At 64.7% G+C, this 21,190-nt stretch carries 17 protein-coding genes and 1 pseudogene; 10 read left to right on the top strand and 8 right to left on the bottom strand.

Annotated elements, in window-relative coordinates:
* Positions 1-106: 106 nt before the first annotated feature.
* The 5 genes from EOA13_RS29225 to EOA13_RS29205 form a co-directional block, all read right to left on the bottom strand.
* Positions 107-2,206 carry a diguanylate cyclase gene (locus EOA13_RS29225; RefSeq protein ID WP_127296958.1) on the bottom strand — a complete coding sequence of 700 codons (2,100 nt, stop codon included), beginning with the start codon at positions 2,204-2,206 and terminating at the stop codon, positions 107-109.
* 400 nt (positions 2,207-2,606) lie between these two features.
* On the bottom strand, positions 2,607-2,879 hold the full coding sequence (gene minE, locus EOA13_RS29220; RefSeq protein ID WP_023813379.1) for a cell division topological specificity factor MinE: 273 nt from the start codon (positions 2,877-2,879) through the stop codon (positions 2,607-2,609).
* Entirely contained in the window at positions 2,876-3,691 is an 816-nt protein-coding gene (gene minD / locus EOA13_RS29215) for a septum site-determining protein MinD (RefSeq protein WP_127296957.1), read from the bottom strand. The genes minE and minD overlap by 4 nt, the downstream gene beginning before the upstream one ends.
* Before the next feature lie 62 nt (positions 3,692-3,753).
* Positions 3,754-4,563, bottom strand: a complete 810-nt coding sequence (minC, locus tag EOA13_RS29210; RefSeq protein ID WP_127296956.1) for a septum site-determining protein MinC — start codon at positions 4,561-4,563, stop codon at positions 3,754-3,756.
* Positions 4,564-4,793: 230 nt separating this feature from the next.
* Positions 4,794-5,687, bottom strand: coding sequence for a LysR family transcriptional regulator (locus EOA13_RS29205; RefSeq protein ID WP_127296955.1), 894 nt, complete (start codon positions 5,685-5,687; stop codon positions 4,794-4,796).
* Positions 5,688-5,838: 151 nt separating this feature from the next.
* On the opposite strand from EOA13_RS29205, the gene EOA13_RS29200 reads away from it, so the two are divergent.
* The 6 genes from EOA13_RS29200 to EOA13_RS29175 are packed head-to-tail and all read left to right on the top strand — an operon-like array spanning position 5,839 to position 10,668.
* Positions 5,839-7,029 carry an MFS transporter gene (locus tag EOA13_RS29200; RefSeq protein WP_164780400.1) on the top strand — a complete coding sequence of 397 codons (1,191 nt, stop codon included), beginning with the start codon at positions 5,839-5,841 and terminating at the stop codon, positions 7,027-7,029.
* Complete coding sequence (locus EOA13_RS29195; RefSeq protein WP_127296954.1) at positions 7,026-7,496, top strand: cyclophilin-like fold protein; 471 nt, start codon at positions 7,026-7,028, stop codon at positions 7,494-7,496. The genes EOA13_RS29200 and EOA13_RS29195 overlap by 4 nt, the downstream gene beginning before the upstream one ends.
* 19 nt (positions 7,497-7,515) lie before the next feature.
* Positions 7,516-7,911: a cupin domain-containing protein gene (locus EOA13_RS29190; RefSeq protein WP_127296953.1), complete on the top strand. Its 396-nt coding sequence runs from the start codon at positions 7,516-7,518 to the stop codon at positions 7,909-7,911.
* A 25-nt stretch (positions 7,912-7,936) separates the two neighbouring features.
* Positions 7,937-8,953, top strand: coding sequence for a zinc-dependent alcohol dehydrogenase family protein (locus EOA13_RS29185; protein ID WP_127296952.1), 1,017 nt, complete (start codon positions 7,937-7,939; stop codon positions 8,951-8,953).
* A 60-nt stretch (positions 8,954-9,013) separates the two neighbouring features.
* The gene (locus EOA13_RS29180; protein ID WP_206535327.1) at positions 9,014-9,448 is read left to right on the top strand and encodes a lipocalin-like domain-containing protein; all 435 of its coding nucleotides are present in this window, start codon (positions 9,014-9,016) and stop codon (positions 9,446-9,448) included.
* 29 nt (positions 9,449-9,477) lie between these two features.
* Complete coding sequence (locus EOA13_RS29175) at positions 9,478-10,668, top strand: arabinose transporter (protein ID WP_127296951.1); 1,191 nt, start codon at positions 9,478-9,480, stop codon at positions 10,666-10,668.
* A gap of 603 nt (positions 10,669-11,271) precedes the next feature.
* On the opposite strand, the gene EOA13_RS29170 is transcribed toward EOA13_RS29175, so the two are convergent.
* Positions 11,272-11,619, bottom strand: a complete 348-nt coding sequence (locus EOA13_RS29170; protein ID WP_127296950.1) for a DUF2934 domain-containing protein — start codon at positions 11,617-11,619, stop codon at positions 11,272-11,274.
* A 95-nt stretch (positions 11,620-11,714) separates the two neighbouring features.
* Positions 11,715-12,323, bottom strand: coding sequence for a BA14K family protein (locus EOA13_RS29165; RefSeq protein ID WP_127296949.1), 609 nt, complete (start codon positions 12,321-12,323; stop codon positions 11,715-11,717).
* Positions 12,324-12,699: 376 nt separating this feature from the next.
* Here EOA13_RS29165 and EOA13_RS29160 point away from each other — a divergent pair, with 376 nt between their 5' ends.
* From EOA13_RS29160 to EOA13_RS39015, 3 genes and pseudogenes are all read left to right on the top strand, one after another.
* Positions 12,700-16,824, top strand: a complete 4,125-nt coding sequence (locus EOA13_RS29160; protein ID WP_127296948.1) for a Pls/PosA family non-ribosomal peptide synthetase — start codon at positions 12,700-12,702, stop codon at positions 16,822-16,824.
* A gap of 14 nt (positions 16,825-16,838) precedes the next feature.
* Complete coding sequence (locus tag EOA13_RS29155) at positions 16,839-17,324, top strand: GNAT family N-acetyltransferase (protein WP_127296974.1); 486 nt, start codon at positions 16,839-16,841, stop codon at positions 17,322-17,324.
* Positions 17,324-17,887: pseudogene (locus tag EOA13_RS39015) on the top strand (4'-phosphopantetheinyl transferase superfamily protein); the annotation flags it as partial. The gene EOA13_RS29155 and the pseudogene EOA13_RS39015, both read left to right, overlap by 1 nt.
* Before the next feature lie 86 nt (positions 17,888-17,973).
* Here the strand turns inward: EOA13_RS39015 and EOA13_RS29145 are convergent.
* On the bottom strand, positions 17,974-19,086 hold the full coding sequence (locus EOA13_RS29145; RefSeq protein WP_127296973.1) for a KamA family radical SAM protein: 1,113 nt from the start codon (positions 19,084-19,086) through the stop codon (positions 17,974-17,976).
* Positions 19,087-19,461: 375 nt separating this feature from the next.
* Here EOA13_RS29145 and EOA13_RS29135 point away from each other — a divergent pair, with 375 nt between their 5' ends.
* A complete protein-coding gene (locus EOA13_RS29135; RefSeq protein ID WP_127296947.1) occupies positions 19,462-21,117 on the top strand; it encodes an acyl-CoA synthetase in 1,656 nt (551 codons plus the stop codon).
* Positions 21,118-21,190: the final 73 nt, after the last annotated feature.

The raw sequence follows: 21,190 nt of genomic DNA, 5'->3' as shown, positions 1-21,190 counted from the left end.
AGCCCGCGCGCGAGACCTCGAGGGCAGCGGAAAACTTGCCTGATCCCTCTTGGCAGGCGCAGGATGACTATCGCGGGCCGGGCCGAGTGCTCTACCCCAAACGGTCTCAGCTGCTTTTCGGCGCTGGTACCAACTGGATCGGAGGTCGCTCGCCGGACGCGTTGCCCAGCGCGATAGCGACGCGGTCGCGTCCACTACCCTTGGCTTCGTAGAGCGCGTGATCCGCGGCATTGGTCAATTCGGCCCAGCCCACGCCATGCTCGGGGTAGGCGGCGACACCGAACGAGGCTGTGACGGTGCCCAGCGTTCGGCCGCGATGCGTCAAATGAAGCTTCCTGATTGCCTGGCGCAGCGCTTCCGCCCGCTCGGCACCTTCCTGGACCGAGCTTCCCGGCATGACCAGGGCAAACTCCTCGCCGCCGTAGCGCGACACGACATCGCTATCCCTGGCGTGCTCGATCAAGGTGGCGGCGACCTGCTTCAGGACGAGATCGCCGGCTTCGTGGCCGAACGTATCGTTGAACTGCTTGAAATGGTCGACATCAAGCATGATGATCACCAGCGGCTGGCCCGAGCGCTCCATCCGGCGCAGTTCGCGGCTGCTCGTCTCCTCGAGATATCGCCGGTTGAACAGACTGGTGTTCGGATCGCGGATCGACTGCTGCCGCAGCGTCTCGCGCAGGCGCAGATTGGCCAGGGCGAGCGCCAGCGTGTCGACGACACCGCGCAGAATCTGCTGTCTTTCAGTCAGCCATTGTGGCCTCTCGGCCGCATTCGGCTCGCACAGATGAAGGATGCCCAGCGTCTCGCCTTGGGCCGCCAGAGGCATGCAGACATAGCCCTTCTTGCCGTTCTCGGTGATATGCGCGCAGCGGGGCGTGAGCATGCCGGGGCCAGCGACATGTTCCTGGCCGCGCCTGAGCGCCCAGCAGTCTTCCGGCGCGAATTGCGTGGCGCTCGAGCGGACGTCGCCCCAATGCGCCATCTCTTCCACCAGGTTGCGCGACGCGCTGGTCAAGTGGACGGTTCCGCTCAAGCCACCGAGGAACTCGGCCATGGCCGTGCCGACCACCGAGAACGCTTCCGGGAAGGTGACGCAGGCCTGCAGCAGTTCGCCAAGCTTCACCAGACGAGTCGTGGTTTCGGACTTGTCGTGCAGTTCGCGGTTGAGGAGCGCCAGCTGATCGGCACGCTCGTTGACCACTCCTTCCGCGCGGCGCAGCTCGCTGATGTCGTTGAGCGTGAGGACCAGGCCGCCTTCGGATCTGCTGAGCGGACTGCAACTGGCGATGACCGGCAGATGCGAGCCGTCGGATCTGGTCAGGCGCACTTCGCCCTGGTGTTGCCGGCCCGTGGCTAACGCCATTTCGATGGGAGAAGCGCCAGCGGCGAACGCACCGCCTCTGGGGTCGCGAACCGTCAGCACCGAATCCCATTGCTGCCCGACGATCTTGTCGGCGCGCCGCCCGATCATCGTTGCCGCCGCTGGATTGGCGCTGGCGACGCGGCCGTCGCCGTTCAGAACCGCGATGCCTTCGGCAGCCGTTTCGACGATGTCCTCGACATGCGCACGCGCCGATGCAAGCTGGTCCGCCATCGTGTTGAAACCATCGGCCAGCTGCCCGAATTCATCGTTGCGGGCGTGGCTGATGCGCGTCATGGCGTTGCCTTTCGCCAGCGCTTCCATGCCGCGCATCATGTCCCCGAGGCCAGAGCTGAAACGACGGAGCAGCAGCCATGCGAAGCCGACCGCGACCAGCACGGCGGCCGTCGCGCTGAGGCCAACCAGCCAGAGCAGGCTGTTGGTGCTTTGTTCGGCGGCCTGCAGAACGGGGTCATATTCCAGCAGCACGGCGCCGATGATCGTATCCTCGGGATTTTCGATCGGAACGGCCAGTATGGCGTTCACTTCCTCCGGGTCGACAAATCTGCGCGGAATGCCGTCCGCCAAGGTCTGGCCTATTTCGTTGCCGGGGTCGTGACCGAATTTGTCGCCGACCTGGTGCTCTTCGTCGGCGGCATGGGCAAGGATGGTCTTGTTGTTGTCGAGGACCAGGAAATCCCGGTGCAGGCGGCGGTGCTGGTGCTCCATGAATTGCTTGAGCGCCTCGGGCCGCTCGAGCAGCGAAGGCGTCCCATCGGATGATTTGAAAACGATGGTGTCGGCCAATTCCCGCGCGACGTTGGTCGCTTCGGTCAACCCCAACGATTTGGTCGCCGCTATCTGCGTAAAGATCGCAACGCCGCCACCAGCCCGATCAGGGCCGCGGCGGCCACCATGGAGAGAATGATCTGGCTCTTGATACGCATGTCATGGCTCCGCCGAGAACGACAGCATTGCGCATGTCAAATCGAGCCAGCATCTCATTTCCGGCTTTTTATTACCAAATGCTTATCAACGTCCTAACGATGGCAGGCGAAGCCGCTCCACACGCGGAGGGAGCGGACTGGGCTCCCCACCTCCCCCTTGTGGGGAGGTCGGACCGCAGGTCCGGGTGGGGGTGCTGGCGCCGACCCCCCACCCCGATCCGCTTTGCGGATCGACTTGCCGGGGCGAGCCACCGGTCTCGCCCGTCCTTCGGACCCCCACAAGGGGGAGGGTAAAGTCACCCCGCCATGGCCATCGGCACGGCGCTCTTGTTGGGGATCTGGATGTCGATTTCCAGCGTCGACATGGTCTCGCCGCGGTCCATCGAGACTTGCAGATAATCCTGGTCGATCTGCACATGCTTGGCGATGACGGCCATGATCTCCTCGCGCAGGATGGAGACGAGGTCTGGCTGGCTGCGGTTGCGGCGCTCGTAGGCGAGCAGCACTTGCAGCCGCTCGCGCGCCACCGGGGCGCTGGAGCGCCGCTTGAAGATGTCGAGCAGGTTCATGCCGCCCTCCTTCCCAAAAGACGATCGAGGAAGCCCTTGCGCTCGAAGGGCACGATGACGGGCAATTCCTCGCCCTCCAGCCGCCTGGCGGCGTCGATATAGGCCTTGGCGGCCGCATTGAGCGGCTCTGACAGTGTCACCGGCGAACCGAGGTTGGAGGCGCGCAGCACGTCCTGGCTTTCCGGAATGATGCCGAGCAGCGGCACCGACAGGATTTCCAGCACGTCATCGATGGACAGCATTTCGCCACGCGAGGCGCGTGCCGCGTCGTAGCGCGTGACCAGCACATGCTTGGCGATCTGCTCGCCCTGCTCGGCCCGCAAGGTGCGGGCATCGAGCAGGCCGATGATGCGGTCGGAATCGCGCACCGACGACACTTCCGGATTGGTGACGATGACCGCCTCGTCGGCAAAGCGCATGGCGAGCTGCGCGCCGCGTTCGATGCCGGCCGGGCTGTCGCAGAACACGTAGTCGAACACCGAGCGCAGCTTGTCGATGACTTCGCCGACGCCTTCTTCGGTCAGCGCATCCTTGTCGCGCGTCTGCGAAGCCGGCAGCAGGAACAGCGTCTCGACCCGCTTGTCGCGGATCAGCGCCTGCGAAAGTTTGGCCTGGCCCTGGATGACGTTGACGAGGTCGAACACCACGCGCCGCTCGGCGCCCATGATCAGGTCGAGGTTGCGCAGGCCGACGTCAAAGTCGACCAAGGCCACCTTCTTGCCGGTCTTGGCCACGGCCGCCCCGAGGGCCGCCGTCGAGGTCGTCTTGCCGACGCCCCCCTTGCCCGAGGTGACCACCACTACCTTGCCCATTGAAAAGCCTCCGTTGTTGTTCATTTGTTTTTGGTCGAGCGGCCCTCGCCGCCCGGTCGAAGTCAGCTCAGCGTCGAAACCCGCAGCGCGTCCCCGTCGAGAAACGCCTGCACCGGCTTGCCGCGCGAAACACCTTCCATCTCCTCGGCGGTGGCGTACCAGCCGTCGACCGCCAGCAGTTCCGCCTCGTTCTTGCGGCAGAAGATGCGCGCGCTTTTGTCGCCCAGCGCACCCGCCGAAGCGCGCCCGCGCAGCGTGCCGTAGACATGGATCGAACCCGCCGCGATGATCTCCGACCCGGAAGCGACCGAACCCAGCACGATGACATCGCCATGCGGATGCACGATCGTCTGGCCGGAGCGGATCGGCGACTTGACCATCAGCGTGCCCGAAGCTTCAACCTGCGGCTCGCCATCGCCCGCCTTGCTTGCGTCAGCCTTGCCGTCGCCGACCTTGGCCGAGCTACCCGCGTCCGCGAGTTGTTTAGGCGCGCTGCCCTCGGCCTTGTCGAAACTCTCCGCCCGCGCCTCGCGGGGCAGCAATCCATCCGTCGTCGCCTCCTTGGCACCGACCAAAACCGGCGGCAGGTTGGGCGCGAGTGCGGCGTGGCCGTCGAGCTCGATGGCATAGACACGAATGCCGCGATGGCCAAGCACGTCGACCAACGATTCGATCGCGGCGACATCGGGCTTCAAGGTGTTGAGATCAAGCACCACCGGCCGCCCGGCAAAATAGCCGGGCGAGTTGCCGATCCAGTGATCCAGCCCCTCGAGCCACACGTCCAAAGGCGCCTCCGGAGTCAACGTGAAAGCGACGAAAGAGCGGGCACGAAAACGAATGGATTTGGCCTCGAGGGGGGCGGCAAAGGTCACGGCTGGCGAATCCTTACTGAGAGGTAAACGCTAGCGGGAGGATGGTTAATGAAAGGTTAATGGGAGGGGGATGAGGGCCAATTTGCGAGAAATTGGAAGGTCAGCCAACGCCAAGGCAGTGACAGTCGATCCGTTTCCTTTCACTCAACGCGCTGCGGGTTTTTGAGGCAGCAGCGCGCCACGAAAGCTTTGCGCGCGGGACCCCATTTGCCAATGCACAGTCTTGGGGGTCAGATGCGATGACGAAGCGCTTCGACGATCATCGCCATCGCAGGCGAGAGCTGTCGCCTGCTCGGGTAATAGAGGTGATAGCCCGCAAATGGCGGACTCCAATCGTCAAGCACGAGCCTAAGGCATCCCATGGCGATATGGTGGCTGACGAGGTTTTCCGGGACGTAGGCGATCCCGAAACCGCTTATCGCAGCCTCGATCATGGGAATGGACGAATTGAAGGTGAGCTGGCCTTCCACCCGCACACGAAGGTCGCGGCCTTGCTTGGCGAATTCCCAGGCATATAATCCGCCGAACGTCGCCTGCCGCATATTGATGCAGTCATGATCGACCAGATCCTGGGGCGCGATCGGAACCGGATGGCGGGAAAAGTACTCCGGCGAAGCCACGGCCACGAGCCTCCAATCCGGCCCGATCCTAACTGCGATCATATCCCTGTCGATGCTCTCACCTAGCCGCACGCCCGCGTCGAAGCGTTCCTCCACAATGTTCTTCATGCCGTTGTCGCTGTAGAGTTCGACGCACACGTCAGGATAGTCGCTGAGCAAGGGCTGCAGCTTCGGCCAGACGGTCGTCTGGAGCGCATGGTCGGACAGCGTGATACGGACCGTTCCGGAGGGCTTGTCGCGAAAGGCCACCAGGCTTGCAAGGTCGGCTTCGATTTCCTCGAAGCGGGGAACAAGAGACTGGAAAAGTCGCTCGCCGGCCTCGGTCGGTGCGACGCTCCGCGTCGTACGTGTCAGCAGACGGACGCCAAGACGAGCTTCAAGCTCCTTGATTGTCGAACTCAGGGTCGACTGCGAGGTTCCGAGCTTGGCCGCCGCCTTGGTGAAGCTGCGCTCCCGCGCGACCGCCACGAACCATAGCAGATCCTTCATGCCATCGCGCTGCATAGGGCACCTCCCGTCGGGCATTTATATCACGAGCAGATAAGTCCATGCGGATTACTTAGCCTAATAAAATGGGTTCCTCTGCAATATCTTCTTGGCATCGCGACAGGGATTGGCGGCTGATCCGCCCGGTCGCCTTGCAAGGATGCCAATTGTGGAAACGACGTACGACACAAGGCTTGTCGAAGACCGCGCCGCATGGGGCGCGGTGTTGTCGATGGCGCTGTGTGTTTTCGTGCTCATCGCGTCTGAATTCATGCCGGTCAGCCTGCTGTCGCCGCTAGCGTCCGATCTCGGCATCACCGAGGGCCACGCAGGACAGGCGATCTCGATTTCGGGCGTTTTCGCTGTCGTGACCAGCCTGCTGGTCGCCGGCCTCACGCGCCGCATCGACCGCCGACTGGTCGTGACTGGCTTCACCCTCCTCCTCATCGTGTCCGGTTTGGCTGTGACCTTCGCGCCGAACTACGCGTTCCTCATGGTCGGCCGGGCACTGCTCGGCATCGCGATCGGCGGGTTCTGGTCGATGTCGACCGCGATCGTCATGCGCCTCGTGCCGCAAGACATGGTTCCGAAGGGTCTCGCCATGCTAAACGCGGGCAATGCCATTGCGGCCACCATCGCGGCGCCGCTGGGCAGCTTTCTTGGCGCCTATGTCGGCTGGCGCGGCGCTTTCTTCCTCGTCGTGCCGTTTGGTCTCCTGGCGCTGGCCTGGCAGTGGACCAGCCTGCCGGCGCTGCCCCCGCGCCGGAGGAAGCGTCCTGGCAATCCGCTGGCGCTGCTCGGTCGTCTTCCAGTCGCCATCGGCATGGCGTCGATCATGATGCTGTTCATGGGTCAGTTCGCGCTCTTCACCTATCTTCGGCCCTTCCTCGAGAGCGCCACCCGGCTCGACATCGCTGCCCTCTCGGCGGTCCTGCTGGCGATGGGGCTGGCGGGGGTGCTCGGCACATGGTGCGTCGGCCGGCTTTTGCGCACGCGCCTGTTCAGCATCCTCATTGTTATCCCGCTGGTCATGGCCGCGCTGGCCGCTGCACTCATCGCTTTCGGTGCACTCCCGGGTCCCACAACACTGCTGCTGGTTGCCTGGGGCTTCTTCGGCACGGCCGCGCCCGTTGGCTGGGGCACGTGGCTCAGCCGAACGCTGCCGGACGACGCAGAGGCCGGCGGCGGTTTGCAGGTAGCCGTCATCCAGCTCGCCATCACCGGCGGCGCCGCAATCGGCGGCACGCTCTTCGATACGGTCGGCTGGTGGGGAGCGTTCACTCTAGGCGCAGTGCTGCTCTGCGGATCGGCGCTCGCCGCCCTTGCCGCATCGCATATGACCCGGAAGTCTTTGCCATGACCATCGAGCGTGCGCCGCTCAGCCGCCGGACATTGCTCGGCGCCGCGCTCGCGGTCGCGGCCCTGCCTCGCGCAGCCGCCAGCCAAGAAGGCAAAGCCTCGATCAGCCAGGAGCCAACCGACATGAAGATCAGGATGGCCTTCAACGGCCGCATCATGACCGCCACGCTCTACGACAATCCCTCAGCGCGCGACTTCTTCTCCATGCTGCCGCTCGACATCAAGATCGAGGACTACGCGCATAACGAGAAGATCGCCTATCTGCCGCGCAAGCTGACTGAGGAGGGAAGTGGCCCGTTCGCCAACGAGCAGCCCTACGACCTGTGCTATTTCATGCCCTGGGGCAATCTGGCCATGTTCCACGCCGACTATCGCCATCCCGGGCTGATCAGGCTCGGCCGCTTCGATGAGGGCGAGCAGGCCCTGCACATTCGCGGCGAGTTCCCGCTTCGCATCGAACGCATTTGAGGACGCAAAGGAGATCACCATGGACATTCTTCGCGCTGGCACGAGGCCTTCCGGCAAGGGACCACCTGACTGGTTCACCGGAACGGTGCGGATCGATCCACTCTTCAATCCCTTCGATGCCGGGCGAGTCCAAGGCGCACAGGTGACCTTCGAGCCCGGCGCCCGCACCGCCTGGCACACGCATCCGCTCGGCCAGACGCTGATCGTCGTCTCCGGCCTTGGCCGCGTGCAGCGCGAGGGCGGTCCGGTCGAGGAAATCCGTGCCGGCGACGTCGTCTGGTTCGCGCCCGGCGAGAAGCACTGGCACGGCGCGTCGCCTCTGACCGCCATGACCCACATTGCTCTCCAGGAGGTCAAGGACGGCAAGGTCGTGGACTGGCTGGAACATGTCAGCGACGCCGACTACGGCGCCTGATCTTCTCCACTCGAAAGGAACCAAAATGATCGCAACCATTCTTCACAAACCGGGCGACATCCGCTGCGAGGAAATCGCCGATCCGAAAATCATGCGGCCGACGGACGCAATCATCAAGCTCTCGGCAAGCTGCATCTGCGGTTCGGACCTGTGGCCCTATCGCGGGCTGCAGCCGGTCGACGGGCCGATGCATATGGGCCACGAATATTGTGGTATCGTCGTGGAGGTCGGCGCGGAGGTGCGCACGGTCCGTCCCGGCCAGTTCGTCGTCGGGTCGTTCTGCCTCTCCGACAATACCTGCCCGCATTGCCGCTTCGGCTTTCAGTCGTCCTGTGTGCAGCGCGAGTTCATGTCGGGCGCGCAGGCGCCTTACGCCCGCGTGCCGTTGGCCGATGGCACACTGGTCGCCACCGCCGAGGTGCCGCCGGCCGAACTCATCCCTGACTTGCTGGCTGTGTCCGATGTGCTCGGCACCGGCTGGTATGCGGCCGACGCGGCCGAGGTCCGAGAAGGATCGACGGTGGTGGTGGTCGGCGACGGTGCGGTCGGCCTGATGGGCGTGCTTGCGGCCAAGGAGATGGGCGCCGAGCGCATCATCGCCATGAGCCGGCACGCCAGCCGCCAAAAGCTCGCCCGCGAGTTTGGCGCCACCGACATAGTGGCCGAGCGTGGCGAGGAAGGCGTCACGCGCATCAAGGAACTCACCAAGGGCGTCGGCGCGGACTCCGTGCTGGAATGCGTCGGTACGGGAGAATCCTTCGACCAGGCGCTGGCCTGCTCTCGCCCCGGCGGCACCATCGGCTATGTCGGCGTGCCGCATGGCGTGAGCTTCGACGGCCAAAAACTATTCTTCGGCCAAAAGCGAATGATGGGCGGCCCAGCGCCAGTGCGCCGCTTCCTGCCCGACCTGATGGACCGTGTACTGCGAGGCAGGATCAAGCCCGGCAAGGTCTTCGACCTCAAGCTGCCGTTGGCAGAGGTCGCTGAAGGCTACCGCGCCATGGACGAGCGGCGTGCCATCAAGGTCATGCTTTCCGTGTGAGCGAAGATTGGGCGGACGGCCTGTCCGCCCCCCGCCAAATCAGAAAAGGAACAACGACACATGACTATGAGATCGAAGATCGCCGCCCTTGCGCTTGCGCTTTCCGTCGCCACGCCGGCGTTCTCGCAAGAGTCCCCGATCATTGGCGCATGGCGCATGAGGTCGCTCGAGGCCGGTGCCGAGGGAAACCTCAAGCCAGTGCCGTATTCCGGCCAGGTCATCTTCACCGAGGCCGGCTCCCTCTCGGTGCAGGCCCAGAACCCCGACGCCAAGGCGCCGGACACGCCTTACACAGCGAATGGCTACGAAGCCTATTACGGGCCCGTCGCCATCAACGACCAGGACAAGACCTTCGTCATCACGATCGAGTCCTCCCTAGTCCGCAACCTTGTCGGGAAGAGCATGAAACGCAAATTCGAAGTCTCGGACAACAAACTGGTCCTCACGCCGGACAATCCGGCCGAAGGCTGGCGTGTGACCTACGAACGCTACTGATCTGAACTGTTGGGTTCAAGGTGTTGCCGATGGCCAAAGTGGCGGGGACTTCAGACCGAAATGGAGCGATGGCGGAACTGGTGCCAATCATGGCGGCTGTCTTCGCCGGCTTCCTTCTGATCGGCTTGGCGCTACCCGTCCTGCCGCTGCATCTTCATCAGCAACTCGGCTTCGGCCCCTTCGCGGTCGGACTGGTGACGGGCAGCCAGTTCGTCGCCTCGATGTTGTCGCGCATTGGGGCCGGAAACTATGCCGATGGGCGCGGCGGCAAGCGGGCCGTCGTCGTCGGCCTCATTGCCGCTGCCCTGGCGGGATTATTTTACCTCGGCTCACTGGCATTGCTCGACCGGCCGGTAGCGTCCGCATCGGCGCTCTTCGCCGGCCGGGCGGTATTGGGCGCGTCGGAGAGCTTCATCATCACCGGCGGCGTCGCCTGGGGCCTCTCCGTTGCGAGCGGACAGAACTCCGGAAAAGTCATAGCCTGGGTGGGCACGGCGATGTTTGCGGCGCTCGCGCTTGGAGCGCCGGTCGGATCTGCGCTTTATGCGGCGAGCGGTTTCACCGCGATCGCACTCGCGACCATCGTCCTGCCGCTTGCGACGCTGCTTGCCATCCTGCCGATGCGTGGCACCAGCACCGCCGCGAGCAGCGTGCCGCAGTCATGGACGAGCGTGGCTCAAGCGGTCTGGCTTCCCGGAGTGGGAGCAGCTTTCAGCAGCCTGGGCTATGGCGCAATCCTGGCCTTTGCCGCGTTGCTCTTTGCCGAACGGGGATGGCAGCCGATCTGGCTTCCCTTCACGGCTTATGCCGCGGCGCTGATCGTGGCAAGGCTGTGCTTCGGCCACCTGCCCGACAGGCTTGGGGGCGCACGCGTCGCTGTGATCTTCGTCGCCGTCGAGGCCGCAGGGCTGATGCTGATCTGGCTTGCGACCGGGCCTGTTGTCGCCGCAATTGGAGCGGGTCTCACTGGCCTTGGCTACTCGCTGGTCTATCCCGGTCTCGGTGCCGAGGCAGTAAGCCATCTTCCGTCGCGCAGCCGCGGCCTGGCCATGGGACTCTACACCGTCTTCCTCGACGTGGCGCTCGGCTTCGGCAGTCCAGCGCTCGGCTTGGTCGCCGCGTTGGCCGGGCTGCAATTCGTCTTCTTCGCCCTCGCGGTGGCGACGCTTCCGGCGTTGGGCATCGCTCTGCTGCTGGGTCGCCGTAACGCTCTACGCTAGTGCCGGGTATTCTGTGCTCGCGATGTTGCGCAACTACGATCACCTCGCGCTGGCAACGTTGAAAATTGGCGCAGCGCCGGCCAAAACGCAAAAAACCCGCCTGTGCGGCGGGTCACTGGCGCAAATCAGCACCATAGAAAGAAATGTAGCATAACTGCCCTCACAGGTCAAGAAAAAATTCCTATCGACATCGACGCAAGCTGCCCGCTGGACGCATGCATTCCTAGGCCAGCGGCACAATTGCAGTGGAGGCCGACATTCGAACGAAGTAGATCCAGCTTGACGGAACATTAGTCATAGCTAATTGTTGATGTGTGCGGCAGGTGGTGCCCTCCACCGCCTGCCGAAGATCGGCCGTCCGATCGGCCCGCGTCCTCCGCCAGAGGCGCGGGCTTTCGCTTTCGCGTCAAGCGTAAGTGATCACCGACCAGCCCGTCGCAACCTGAGCGTTTTCGAGAAGCCGCATTGGCGGGCCGTGCTCACGACCAAGCCCAAGGCTCTGGCCATGGCGAAAAAGATTGGCGACAGAGCCGAAGATGAGGCGCCACCGTTTTCGCCCTTCTTGAGTGAATGGAGCCGGTATTTCCGTCCTTCAGCTTTCGATCATTTGGCCAGTCCCTCATCGGGGTTTCGCCGTCTTTTGGCCTTGAGGCTGCGGGCGACTTGCTCCACCGCGGCGCGGTCGTTGCCCAAGCGGTCGAGCAGTTCCTGTGCCTCATCGCCCGATATGCCGGTGCGCACCGCCAGCGCCTCGGTCTCCAGCACGTCGGTGCTGGCGATCTCGCCGGTTTGAGGCAGCGCATCGTCCGCCGTCAGCGGCAGGGCCGCCTCGCGGTCGATCTCGGCCTCGGCCTGGTGCCAGTGCCGTTCGGGGTCGCCCTGCATGCGGCCTTCCCGTTCCCAGATCTGGTAGGCGCGCTCACGAATTCTGTCGTCCCGGTCGTCGCTCATGGTCAGTCCTCCTTTTGGGTCAGGGTTGAACGCCGCGCCAATGCGAACGCTCCAGAAATCCGCGCGATCGGATCGCCATGCCTGCGGTGCGGGCTCTATTGGCATTGCCGTCTCGGCCCGCCGGAGTATGGCTGGTAGGAGTTGTCTTCCGGGCGATAGGAGCGGTAGCGGCTGAAGCAGTAATCGACATGGTCGGCCGAAAGGGCTTCGCCGCCATCGTCGGCAGCGTAGACCCCCAGGCCGGCGCCGTTTTCGTCGCCATCGTCGGCAGTGGGCTGGACGAGCTGGCCGGCGGCTTCGAGATAGGGCGAGATGCAGGGGCGCAGCTGCCCGCTGTAGGAGAGATAGCTGTTGTCGTCCGGGTGGTAGGAGCGATAGCGGCTGGCGCACCAGGCGAGATGCGGAGGCGGCAATTCGGTCGTCTTGGGCGCGATGGCGCCGGTGACGGTGGGGTCGGGCGGTGTTTCCTGCGGTTTGGCGGGGATGTCGGGCGGCGCGGACTGTTTGGCCGGCAGGCGTTCGAGGCCCTGCCCGGCTTTGTTCACCGGCCGCACCTTCTTGGTCCACAGCTCCGCCACGCTGACAGTAGCCGTTGCCTGGCGCGGCGGCTTCGCGGCAAGCAGCCAGGCGGCGAAGCCCAGTCCGCTGCCGAAGACCGCAAGGGTCAGCACGAAGCCGCAGACCAGTCCCAAAACCGCTTTCACGACACGCTCCTTAAGTCCCTGCTCATAGAATGCGGGGCCTCAAGGCTGGTTCCAGAAAAAGGCCGGCGCCGAAGCTGCCAATCTCCCCACAAGTGGGGGTTGAGAAGTGGTCCGCGTAGCGGACGGAAAGCCAATTGCTTGGCTTTCCGAACGACGAACGGCCGGCAGGCCAGAGGGGGGCGCCGTAGGGCGCGACGGGCGGAGGCTTCCCTCCCCCGCAAGCCCGACAAAGAGGGCCAAAACCCCCGCCCAGACACAGTTCAGAAACAATATTCAACAGTTCGGAAAAACTGGCGAAAAGATCGGATGGCATAAGCATCCCACAACAACTGGAAAAATGGCCGTGCCGGGCGATGCCCGGCCTGGACGGGAAAGTATGGAAATGGATCACGGTGTCGACATCGCCGAACTGGACGCGGAACGATCGGGGCTGGAAACCGGCCCGGCAGATGTCGATGCGCTGGTAAAAACGGCCCCCGCAACAGCCAGGCGCGGGCAGATCCTGACGGGCGCCGACTTTGCCCGGCACGGCCTCCCCGGCGAGCGGCTCGACACCGTCTTCGAACAGCTCGCCGAAATGTTTGCAGCGCTGCCGGCGGTGATCTCCGACGGGCGTGTCTGGACCTATCGTGAACTGGACAGCCGGGCCAACCAGTTCGCCCGCCTGCTGGTCAAGCGCGGCGTGCGGCCGGGCCACCGCGTCGGGCTCATTCTCGACCGCTCGGCGGAGACCTATGTCGCGCTGCTCGCGGTGATGAAGGCAGGTGCTGCCTTCGTGCCGCTGGCCACCGCGTCTCCGCAGGAGCGGATGACGCTCATCATCGACGACGCCGGCGTCAGCCTGATCGTCACCATCGCTGCCTATGCGTCGCGCGCCGATCAACTGCCGGTTCCGTATCTGCTGATCGACAACGCCGCCGCCGAGATCTCCAAACAGTCCAGCGCGCCGCTGAAGCCGAATGCGAAGGCCGCTTCATCAGACGACACCTGCTACATCCTCTACACCTCGGGCACCACCGGCAAGCCCAAGGGCGTCGTCATCAAGCACCAGAGTTTCGTCAATTTCATCCGCGTCGCCGCCGCCTCCTACGGCTACCGGCCGGGCGATCGCGTTTACCAGGGCATGACCATCGCCTTCGACTTTTCCTCCGAAGAGATCTGGGTGCCGTTCGTCGCCGGCGCGACGGTGGTGCCGGCGCCGGGCCAGATGCCGCTGGTGGGCGAGGAACTGGCCGATTTCCTGCGGCTCCATGACATCACCTGCATCGCCTGCAGCCCGACGCTGCTGTCGTCGATGACGTCAGATGTGCCCAGCCTGCGCACGCTGCTGGTCGGCGGCGAGGCCTGCCCGCACAATCTGGTGGTGCGCTGGTCGAAGCCGGGGCGGCAGATCCTGAACACCTACGGCCCGACCGAGGCGACCGTCACCGCCACAATGGGCGCGCTCACGCCGGACAGTCCCGTCACCATCGGCGCACCGCTGCCGACCTACTCGATCGTCATTCTCGACGCTTCGCTGCCGCAGCTTGCCGAGCCGGGCGAACTGGGCGAGATCGGCATCGCCGGCATCGGGCTCGCGGTCGGCTATCTCAACAGGCCTGACCTGACCGAACAGAAATTCATCGCCGATTTCGTCGGCCTGCCGAACAATCCGTCGAAGCGCATCTACCGGACCGGCGACCTTGGCCGCATCAACGACCAAAGCGAGATCGAATATAACGGCCGCATCGACACCCAGGTCAAGATCCGCGGCTACCGCATCGAGCTCGGCGAGATCGAGGCGGTGCTGCTCGATCAGCCCGAGATCGCCCAGGCCGCGGTCACCACCTGGGAGATCGAGCCCGGCCGCGTCGAACTCGTCGCCTATTACGCCCCCAAGGCCGGCCAGCCGTCGATCTCGCGCGCGGACCTCGCCAGGACGATGAAGCGGCGGCTGCCGGATTACATGGTGCCCTCCTATCTCGAGGAGCTGCCGGCGATCCCGATGACGGTCTCCAACAAGGTTGATTTGCGCCAGCTGCCGAAGCCGACAAGTGTGCGGCTTTCGGGCGATCGCGCCATGGTCGCGCCCGCCAATGACGACGAGCGTTTCCTGGCCGACGCGCTGGCCGCCGTATTGAAATTCGAAGAAGTGTCCGTCGAGGACAATTTCTTCGACGATCTCGGCGCCAACTCGCTGCTGATGGCGCATTTCTGCGCGCGCCTGCGCACCAGGAAGGAATGGGCGACGGCGTCGATGCGCGACATCTATCTCCACCCGACCGTGGCGCGGCTCGCGCTGCATCTGGGCGTGGCGGACGAGATGGCGACGGCCACCAACGAGCCCGTCCTCACCCGCCGGGCCTCGAATTTCGCCTACTGGACCTGCGGCGCCGCACAGCTGCTGTTCTACGCGCTCTACAGCTATGGCGCCCTGTGGGCGGTCAATGACGGCCTCAACTGGATGTATGACGCGCTCGACGATCCGCTGCAGCTGTACATCAGGTGCGTGGCGCTTTCGGCCGCCGTGTTCTTTGGTATGTCGGGCTTTGCCGTCATCGCCAAATGGGTGCTGGTCGGCCGCTGGAAGGCCGAGGCGTTTCCCATCTGGGGCGTGCGTTACTTCCGCTTCTGGGTGGTCAAGACGTTGATCCGCACCGCGCCCGTCGTGCTGTTCCGCGGCAGCCCGCTCTACAGCATCTATCTGCAGCTTCTCGGCACCAAGCTCGGCAAGAACGCCGTCATCGAATCGAAATCCGTGCCCGTCTGCACGGATCTCATTTCGATCGGCGCCAACACCATCCTGCGCAAGGAATCGATGATTCTCGGCTTCCGGGCGCAGTCCGGCTATATCCACACCGGGCCGCTGACCATCGGTCGCGATGCCTTTGTCGGCGTCGGCTCGACGCTCGACATCGACACCAGGATCGGCGACGGCGCCCAGCTCGGCCATTCGTCCTCGTTGCACCGCGGCCAAAGCATCCCCGACGGCGAACGCTGGCATGGCTCGCCGGCCGTGCCGACCACGGCCGACTATTGCAAGGTGCGCAATGTCGATCCGTCCAACATCCGGCGCTTTCTGTTCGAAGCGGTTCAGCTGATCGGGCTGTTTGCCATCGTCACTCCCTTGCCGCTCCTATTCCACAGCTATTGGGAAAACGTCGGCGACGACTACCAGGAGACCATCGGCGTCGTCGCGATCGGCACCACGGTCACGCTGTTCGGCTACATGGCCGCATCCTTCCTGGCGGCGACGCTGGTGCCACGCCTGGTCAGCCTGCTGTTGAAGCCCGGCCGCACCTACACGCTGTACGGCTTCCGCTACTGGCTGCAGACTGTCGCTGAATTCTCCAGCAACTCCCGCGTGCTCGGCCTGCTTGCCGGCGACAGCTCGGCCATCGTGCACTACATGCGAGCCATCGGCTGGAACCTCAACAAGGTGGTGCAGACCGGTTCCAATTTCGGCTCCAACCAGCAGCACGAAAACCCGCTTCTGTGCGAGATCGGCACCGAGACCATGGTGTCGGACGGGCTGTTCATGATCAACATGCACAAATCCGCCGCCGCCTTCCGGCTCGAGCCGACGAGGATCGGCGAGCGCAACTATCTCGGCAACAACATCTACTATCCGCCGGACGGACGCACCGGCGACAACGTCCTGCTCGGCACCAAGGCGATGATCCCCATCGACGGGCCGCTGCGCGAGAATGTCGGGCTTCTGGGTTCGCCTGCCTTTGAAATCCCGCGCATGGTGAACCGCGACAAGGAACTCATCGCCGGCATCGATGAGGACGACCGGCGCCGGCGCATCCCGTTGAAGAACCGCCACAATCTGGTGACGATCCTGCTGTTCGTGGCAACGCAATGGGTCATGCTGTTCGCCACGCTGGCGATCTGGGACCGGGCGCTGAACTACTATACCGAATGGGCGGAAGTCGCGCTGTTCGTCGCCATGCTCCTGACCTCGGCGATCACCATTCCGTTCTACATCTTCGTGGAGCGGGCGAGCCTTGGTTTTGGCCGGCTGAAGCCTCGGATGACGACGATCTACGACGTCGCGTTCTGGCGCCATGAACGTCACTGGAAGCTGGCGGATTCGCCGATCGTGCGCCTGTTCGCCGGCACGCCGTTCCGGCCCATGATCCTGCGCATGCTGGGCGTCAAGGTTGGCAAACGGGTCTATGACGGCGGCAGCAATCTGACCGAACGCTCGCTGGTGGAGATCGGCGACGACGCCACCCTCAACGAGGGCTGCGTCATCCAGGCCCATTCGCTGGAAGAAGGTGCCTTCAAGTCCGACTTCATCCGCATCGGCAAGGGCTGCACGCTCGGACCCTCAGCCTTTGTCCACTACGGCGTCGTGATGGGCGAAGGCTCGGTGGTCGATGTCGACTCCTTCGTCATGAAGGGCGAAGAGCTGGAGCCCAACTCCATATGGAGGGGCAACCCGGCCAAGCCGCACCGCTTCGTCGAGCCGATCACCGACGATGGCTCCAAGGCATCGGCCCCGGCATTGGCTTGAAGAAGGGCATCGGCTTGAAGAAGGGCATAGGCTTGAACACCGGAGACATCCGTCTCGTTGCCGTGACCGAGGCCAACCGGGCCCAGGTCACGGCCCTGGAACTCGCCCCGGAGCAGAGGGATTTCGTCGCCGGCAATGCGGACTCGCTGGAAGAAGCCGGGACTGACGAAGACGCGCGGCCGCGCGTCGTCATGGCTGGGGCCCGTGTCGTCGGTTTCCTCATGTACGAGGCGCCCGAGGATGACGACGAGGCGCGCATCTACCGCTTCATGATCGACCGCGCTTCTCAAGGCAAAGGTTACGGCAAGGCCGCGCTGCGTGAGGTGCTGGACGAAATCCAAGGGCTCAGCCACATCAGCCACGTCTCGATCTGCTACGAACCGGAGAACGATGCGGCGCGAAACCTCTATCGCAGCGCCGGTTTCATCGAAGAAGGGCTCGACGAGGACGGAGAGATGATCGCCGATCTCGCTTTGCCGGCACGGACGCACGAGCCGTGATGCGGCTGCCCGACGAAATCGCCTTGGCCGAAGCGATCGCCGCCATCGCACCATCGGGAGTCCGGATCGGATGCCGGATGATCCGCGACGGCGACGACGCCCATCTGCTGCCCGGGGAAGCGAACTTCATCGCCGCGCGTCAACCGGCCATGCGGCGCGCCAGCGGCGCGGCCCGGTGGATCGCGCACGGACTGCTGGCGGAGCTTGGCGTTGGCGACGTCGCCATCTTGCGCTCGCCAACCGGCGCGCCGGTCTGGCCTGACGGAATAACCGGTTCGCTCGCGCACGACGACGACATGGCCGTGGCGGCGATTGCACCGATTGGCGATATCGCCTCGCTCGGCATCGACGTCGAGCCCGCGCAGCCTCTCCCGGATGACATTTTGGCGCTCGTGACAACACCCGCGGACCGCACGGACGCAGCCGACCGGCATCTTGCCGGCCGCATCCTCTTTGCCGCCAAGGAAGCCGTCTACAAGGCCGTCTATCCGCTCGATCGCGAGGTGCTGGGCTATGAGGACATCACCATCGACCTGAACGCAGGCCGCGCAACGACGAAGACAGGCCGCAAGGCGCGGCTCGCCTACTGTGTTGCCCCGCGCGTGGTGGTGCTGGCGTTTGTCGAGGAAGACGCGCGGTACGCGCAGCCCTATTCGCCAACGATCTCTCTATATCCCCTTACCTCGCCATCGAGCCCGCGCAGCCGCCAGTTCTCGCCGTCCCGTCCCTCGACATGGCAAGGCCCGATCGGCACCTTGCCGCCGCCTTCCGGCAGGTCGAGCACATAGACGGGGTTGCAGATGCCCGACAGCCGCGCGCGCAGCGCTTCGGTCAGCGCCTGTCCCTGGGCAATCGTCGTGCGGCGATGCGCCATGCCGCGCGCGAGGTCGCCATGGTGCAGGTAGTAGGGTTTAACGCCGAGGCGGTACATCAGCTCGCGGCAGAGCTCCTCCAGCGCCTCGATGCTGTCGTTGACGCCCTTGAGCAGAACGCTCTGGTTCAGCAGCACGAAGCCGGCTTGCCGAAGCGTGCGGCAGGCGGCCTCGGTTGCGTCGGTGATCTCGCGCGCGTGGTTGAAATGGGTGACGACAGTGACCATCAGCCGGCCCTGCAGCGCCGCGACGAGCCCTGATGTAATGCGCGACGGCAGCACCACCGGCACGCGCGTATGGATGCGCAGCAGCCGCACATGCGCAATGGCATCGATGCGCGCGAAGATCTCGGCCAGTGCCTTGTCGGGCAGCGACAGCGGATCGCCGCCGGTCAGGATCACCTCACGGATTTCGGGGTGATCCGCGATATAGGCCAGCGCCGGCTCCAGCGCCTCGCGCGTATAACCCCTGCCGATCGAGGTCAGCGATTCCTTGCGGAAGCAGAACCGGCAATAGACCGCGCATTGATAGGTCGGGAACAGCAGCACCCGGTCGGCATGGCGATGCGTCAATCGCGGCACCGGGCTGAAGTCATGGTCGGCGATCGGATCGTCGAGTTCCCCTTCCACCTCCTCCAGTTCCTGCGGAGAGGGGATGACCTGCGCCCGGATCGGATCGGCCGGGTCGTTCCAGTCGATCAGGTCGAGATAGGCTTTGGGCGCACGCACCTTGTGGTTCGCGGCCGCCGCTTGCGCCGCCGCGCGCTCAGCTGGCGACAACGGCAGGGACGCCAGATCGCGCACGTGGCGCACGCCGGCGCGAATTTCGGCCTGCCAGGCGGTATCGGGATCGGCGGCGGGCGCGTCGTGGAGGTTGGTGTCTGAGGTCATCGGGTTTCTCGGGCAATCTGGCGGTGCTATCGGCCGGATGGGCGGGCGGGTCAACCACGTGCATTGCCGCAGGATTGTCAGCGCCGCGATCCTTCTCGCGCGCCCCTCTGTCCTGCCGGACATCTCAAGGGGGGAGATTGGCAGCAGCATGCTTCGCGCCTTTCTTCGCCGCTGAACCGCTGGAAATTGGCGAAAGCCGGCGCGGCATCCAATCTCCCCCCTTGAGGGGGAGATGTCCGGCAGGACAGAGGGGGGTGTTCAAGCGCCAACCTGCCCCGCCACCAACTTTCGCCGCATCGACCAGAGCCACGATTTCGGGCATCTATAGCCGACAGCGCCGCATGGGGAGATGCGGCGCCACCAGGGAGGACTGCCATGACCAACACACCGGCGCTGCCGCACTATGTCGATGCCGTTGCTCACTTTCGCATCGAGGATGAAATTGCCCGGCTCCACGGCGATCCCGCGACGGGCATCAACGCCTGCATCGAATGCTGCGATCGCCATACCGGCCAGAACCGGCTGGCGCTGCGCGCCATCTCCGCCGGTGGCGAGTTGCGGGAGTTCAGCTTCGACGATCTCAAGGAGATGTCGGCGCGCGTCGGCAACATGCTGAAAGCGGCTGGTGTCGGCTCCGGCGACATCGTCGCCGGCATGCTGCCGCGCATTCCCGAACTGGTGGCGCTCATCCTCGGCACCTGGCGTATCGGCGCGGTCTACCAGCCGCTGTTCACCGCCTTTGGCCCCAAGGCCATCGACCACCGGCTGAAGACCAGCGGCGCGAAGCTCGTCGTCACCAACATGGCCAATCGCAGCAAACTCGACGAGGTGGAGGATTGCCCTCGGGTTGCGACCATCCTTGCCCCAGGCGAAGCCCTGCCGGCCGGCGACATCGATTTCCGCGCCGCCTTTGCCGCCGCCTCGCCTGACTGCCAGCCGGTGATCCGCAAGGGCGACGATTTGTTCATGATGATGTCGACCTCGGGCACGACCGGTTTCCCCAAGGGCGTTCCGGTGCCGCTCAACGCGCTGATGGCCTTCGGCGCCTATATGCGCGATGCCATCGGGCTGCGGCCCGACGACGTCTTCTGGAACATCGCCGATCCCGGCTGGGCCTACGGCCTCTATTACGCCGTCACAGGCCCCCTGCTGCTTGGCATCGCCACGACCTTGAACGAGGGCGCCTTCACCGCCAAAAGCACCTACGACATCATCGAGCGCCTCGGCGTCACCAGCCTCGCAGGCTCGCCCACCGCCTTCCGCCTGCTGCTGGCCGAAGGACCCGAGGCAGCCGCCCGCGTCAAGGGCCGGCTGCGCGTGGTGAGCAGCGCCGGCGAGCCGCTCAACCCGGAGGTGATCCGCTGGTTCGACGCCCATCTCGCCGCCCCCATCCACGACCATTACGGCCAGACCGAGAACGGCATGATGGTCAACAACCATCATGGCCTGTCGCACCCGGTGCGCCACGGCTCGGCCGGCTTCGCCATGCCGGGCTACCGCATCGTCGTGCTCGACGAGGCCGGCCACAAACTTGGCCCCAACCAGCCCGGCATTCTCGCCGTCGACATCGCCAATTCGCCGCTGCGCTGGTTCGGCGGCTATCACCAGGCCGAAACCCCTGCCATTGAGGGTGGCTATTACCGCACCGGCGACACGGTCGAATTCGAGCCCGACGGCTCGATCTCCTTCATCGGCCGCGCCGACGACGTCATCACCTCGGCCGGCTACCGCATCGGCCCGTTCGACGTCGAAAGCGCGCTGCTCGAACATCCGGCGGTCAACGAGGCAGCCGTCGTCGGTGTGCCCGACCCGCAGCGCACCGAAATCGTCAAGGCCTTCGTCGTTCTGGCGCCCGCCTTTCGAGGCAGCGAGGCGCTGGCCGAGGAACTGGCGCATCATGTCCGCAAGCGCCTCTCGGCCCACGCCTATCCGCGCGAAGTCGAATTCGTCAGCGAGTTGCCGAAGACGCCGAGCGGCAAGATCCAGCGGTTCCTGCTGAGGAAGGCCGAGGTGGAGAAGGGGAAGGGGTGACGCTGCCAATCTCCCCACAAGGGCAGGGCTATCGCATACGGATTCTTGCGAAGAAGAACCCCCACCCTAACCC

The organism is Mesorhizobium sp. M7A.F.Ca.US.011.01.1.1 (assembly GCF_003998295.1).
In the GTDB taxonomy this organism is placed as follows: domain Bacteria; phylum Pseudomonadota; class Alphaproteobacteria; order Rhizobiales; family Rhizobiaceae; genus Mesorhizobium.
Note: the sequence above shows the minus strand (reverse complement) of the source record. Positions and strands in the feature narration are given on the sequence as shown.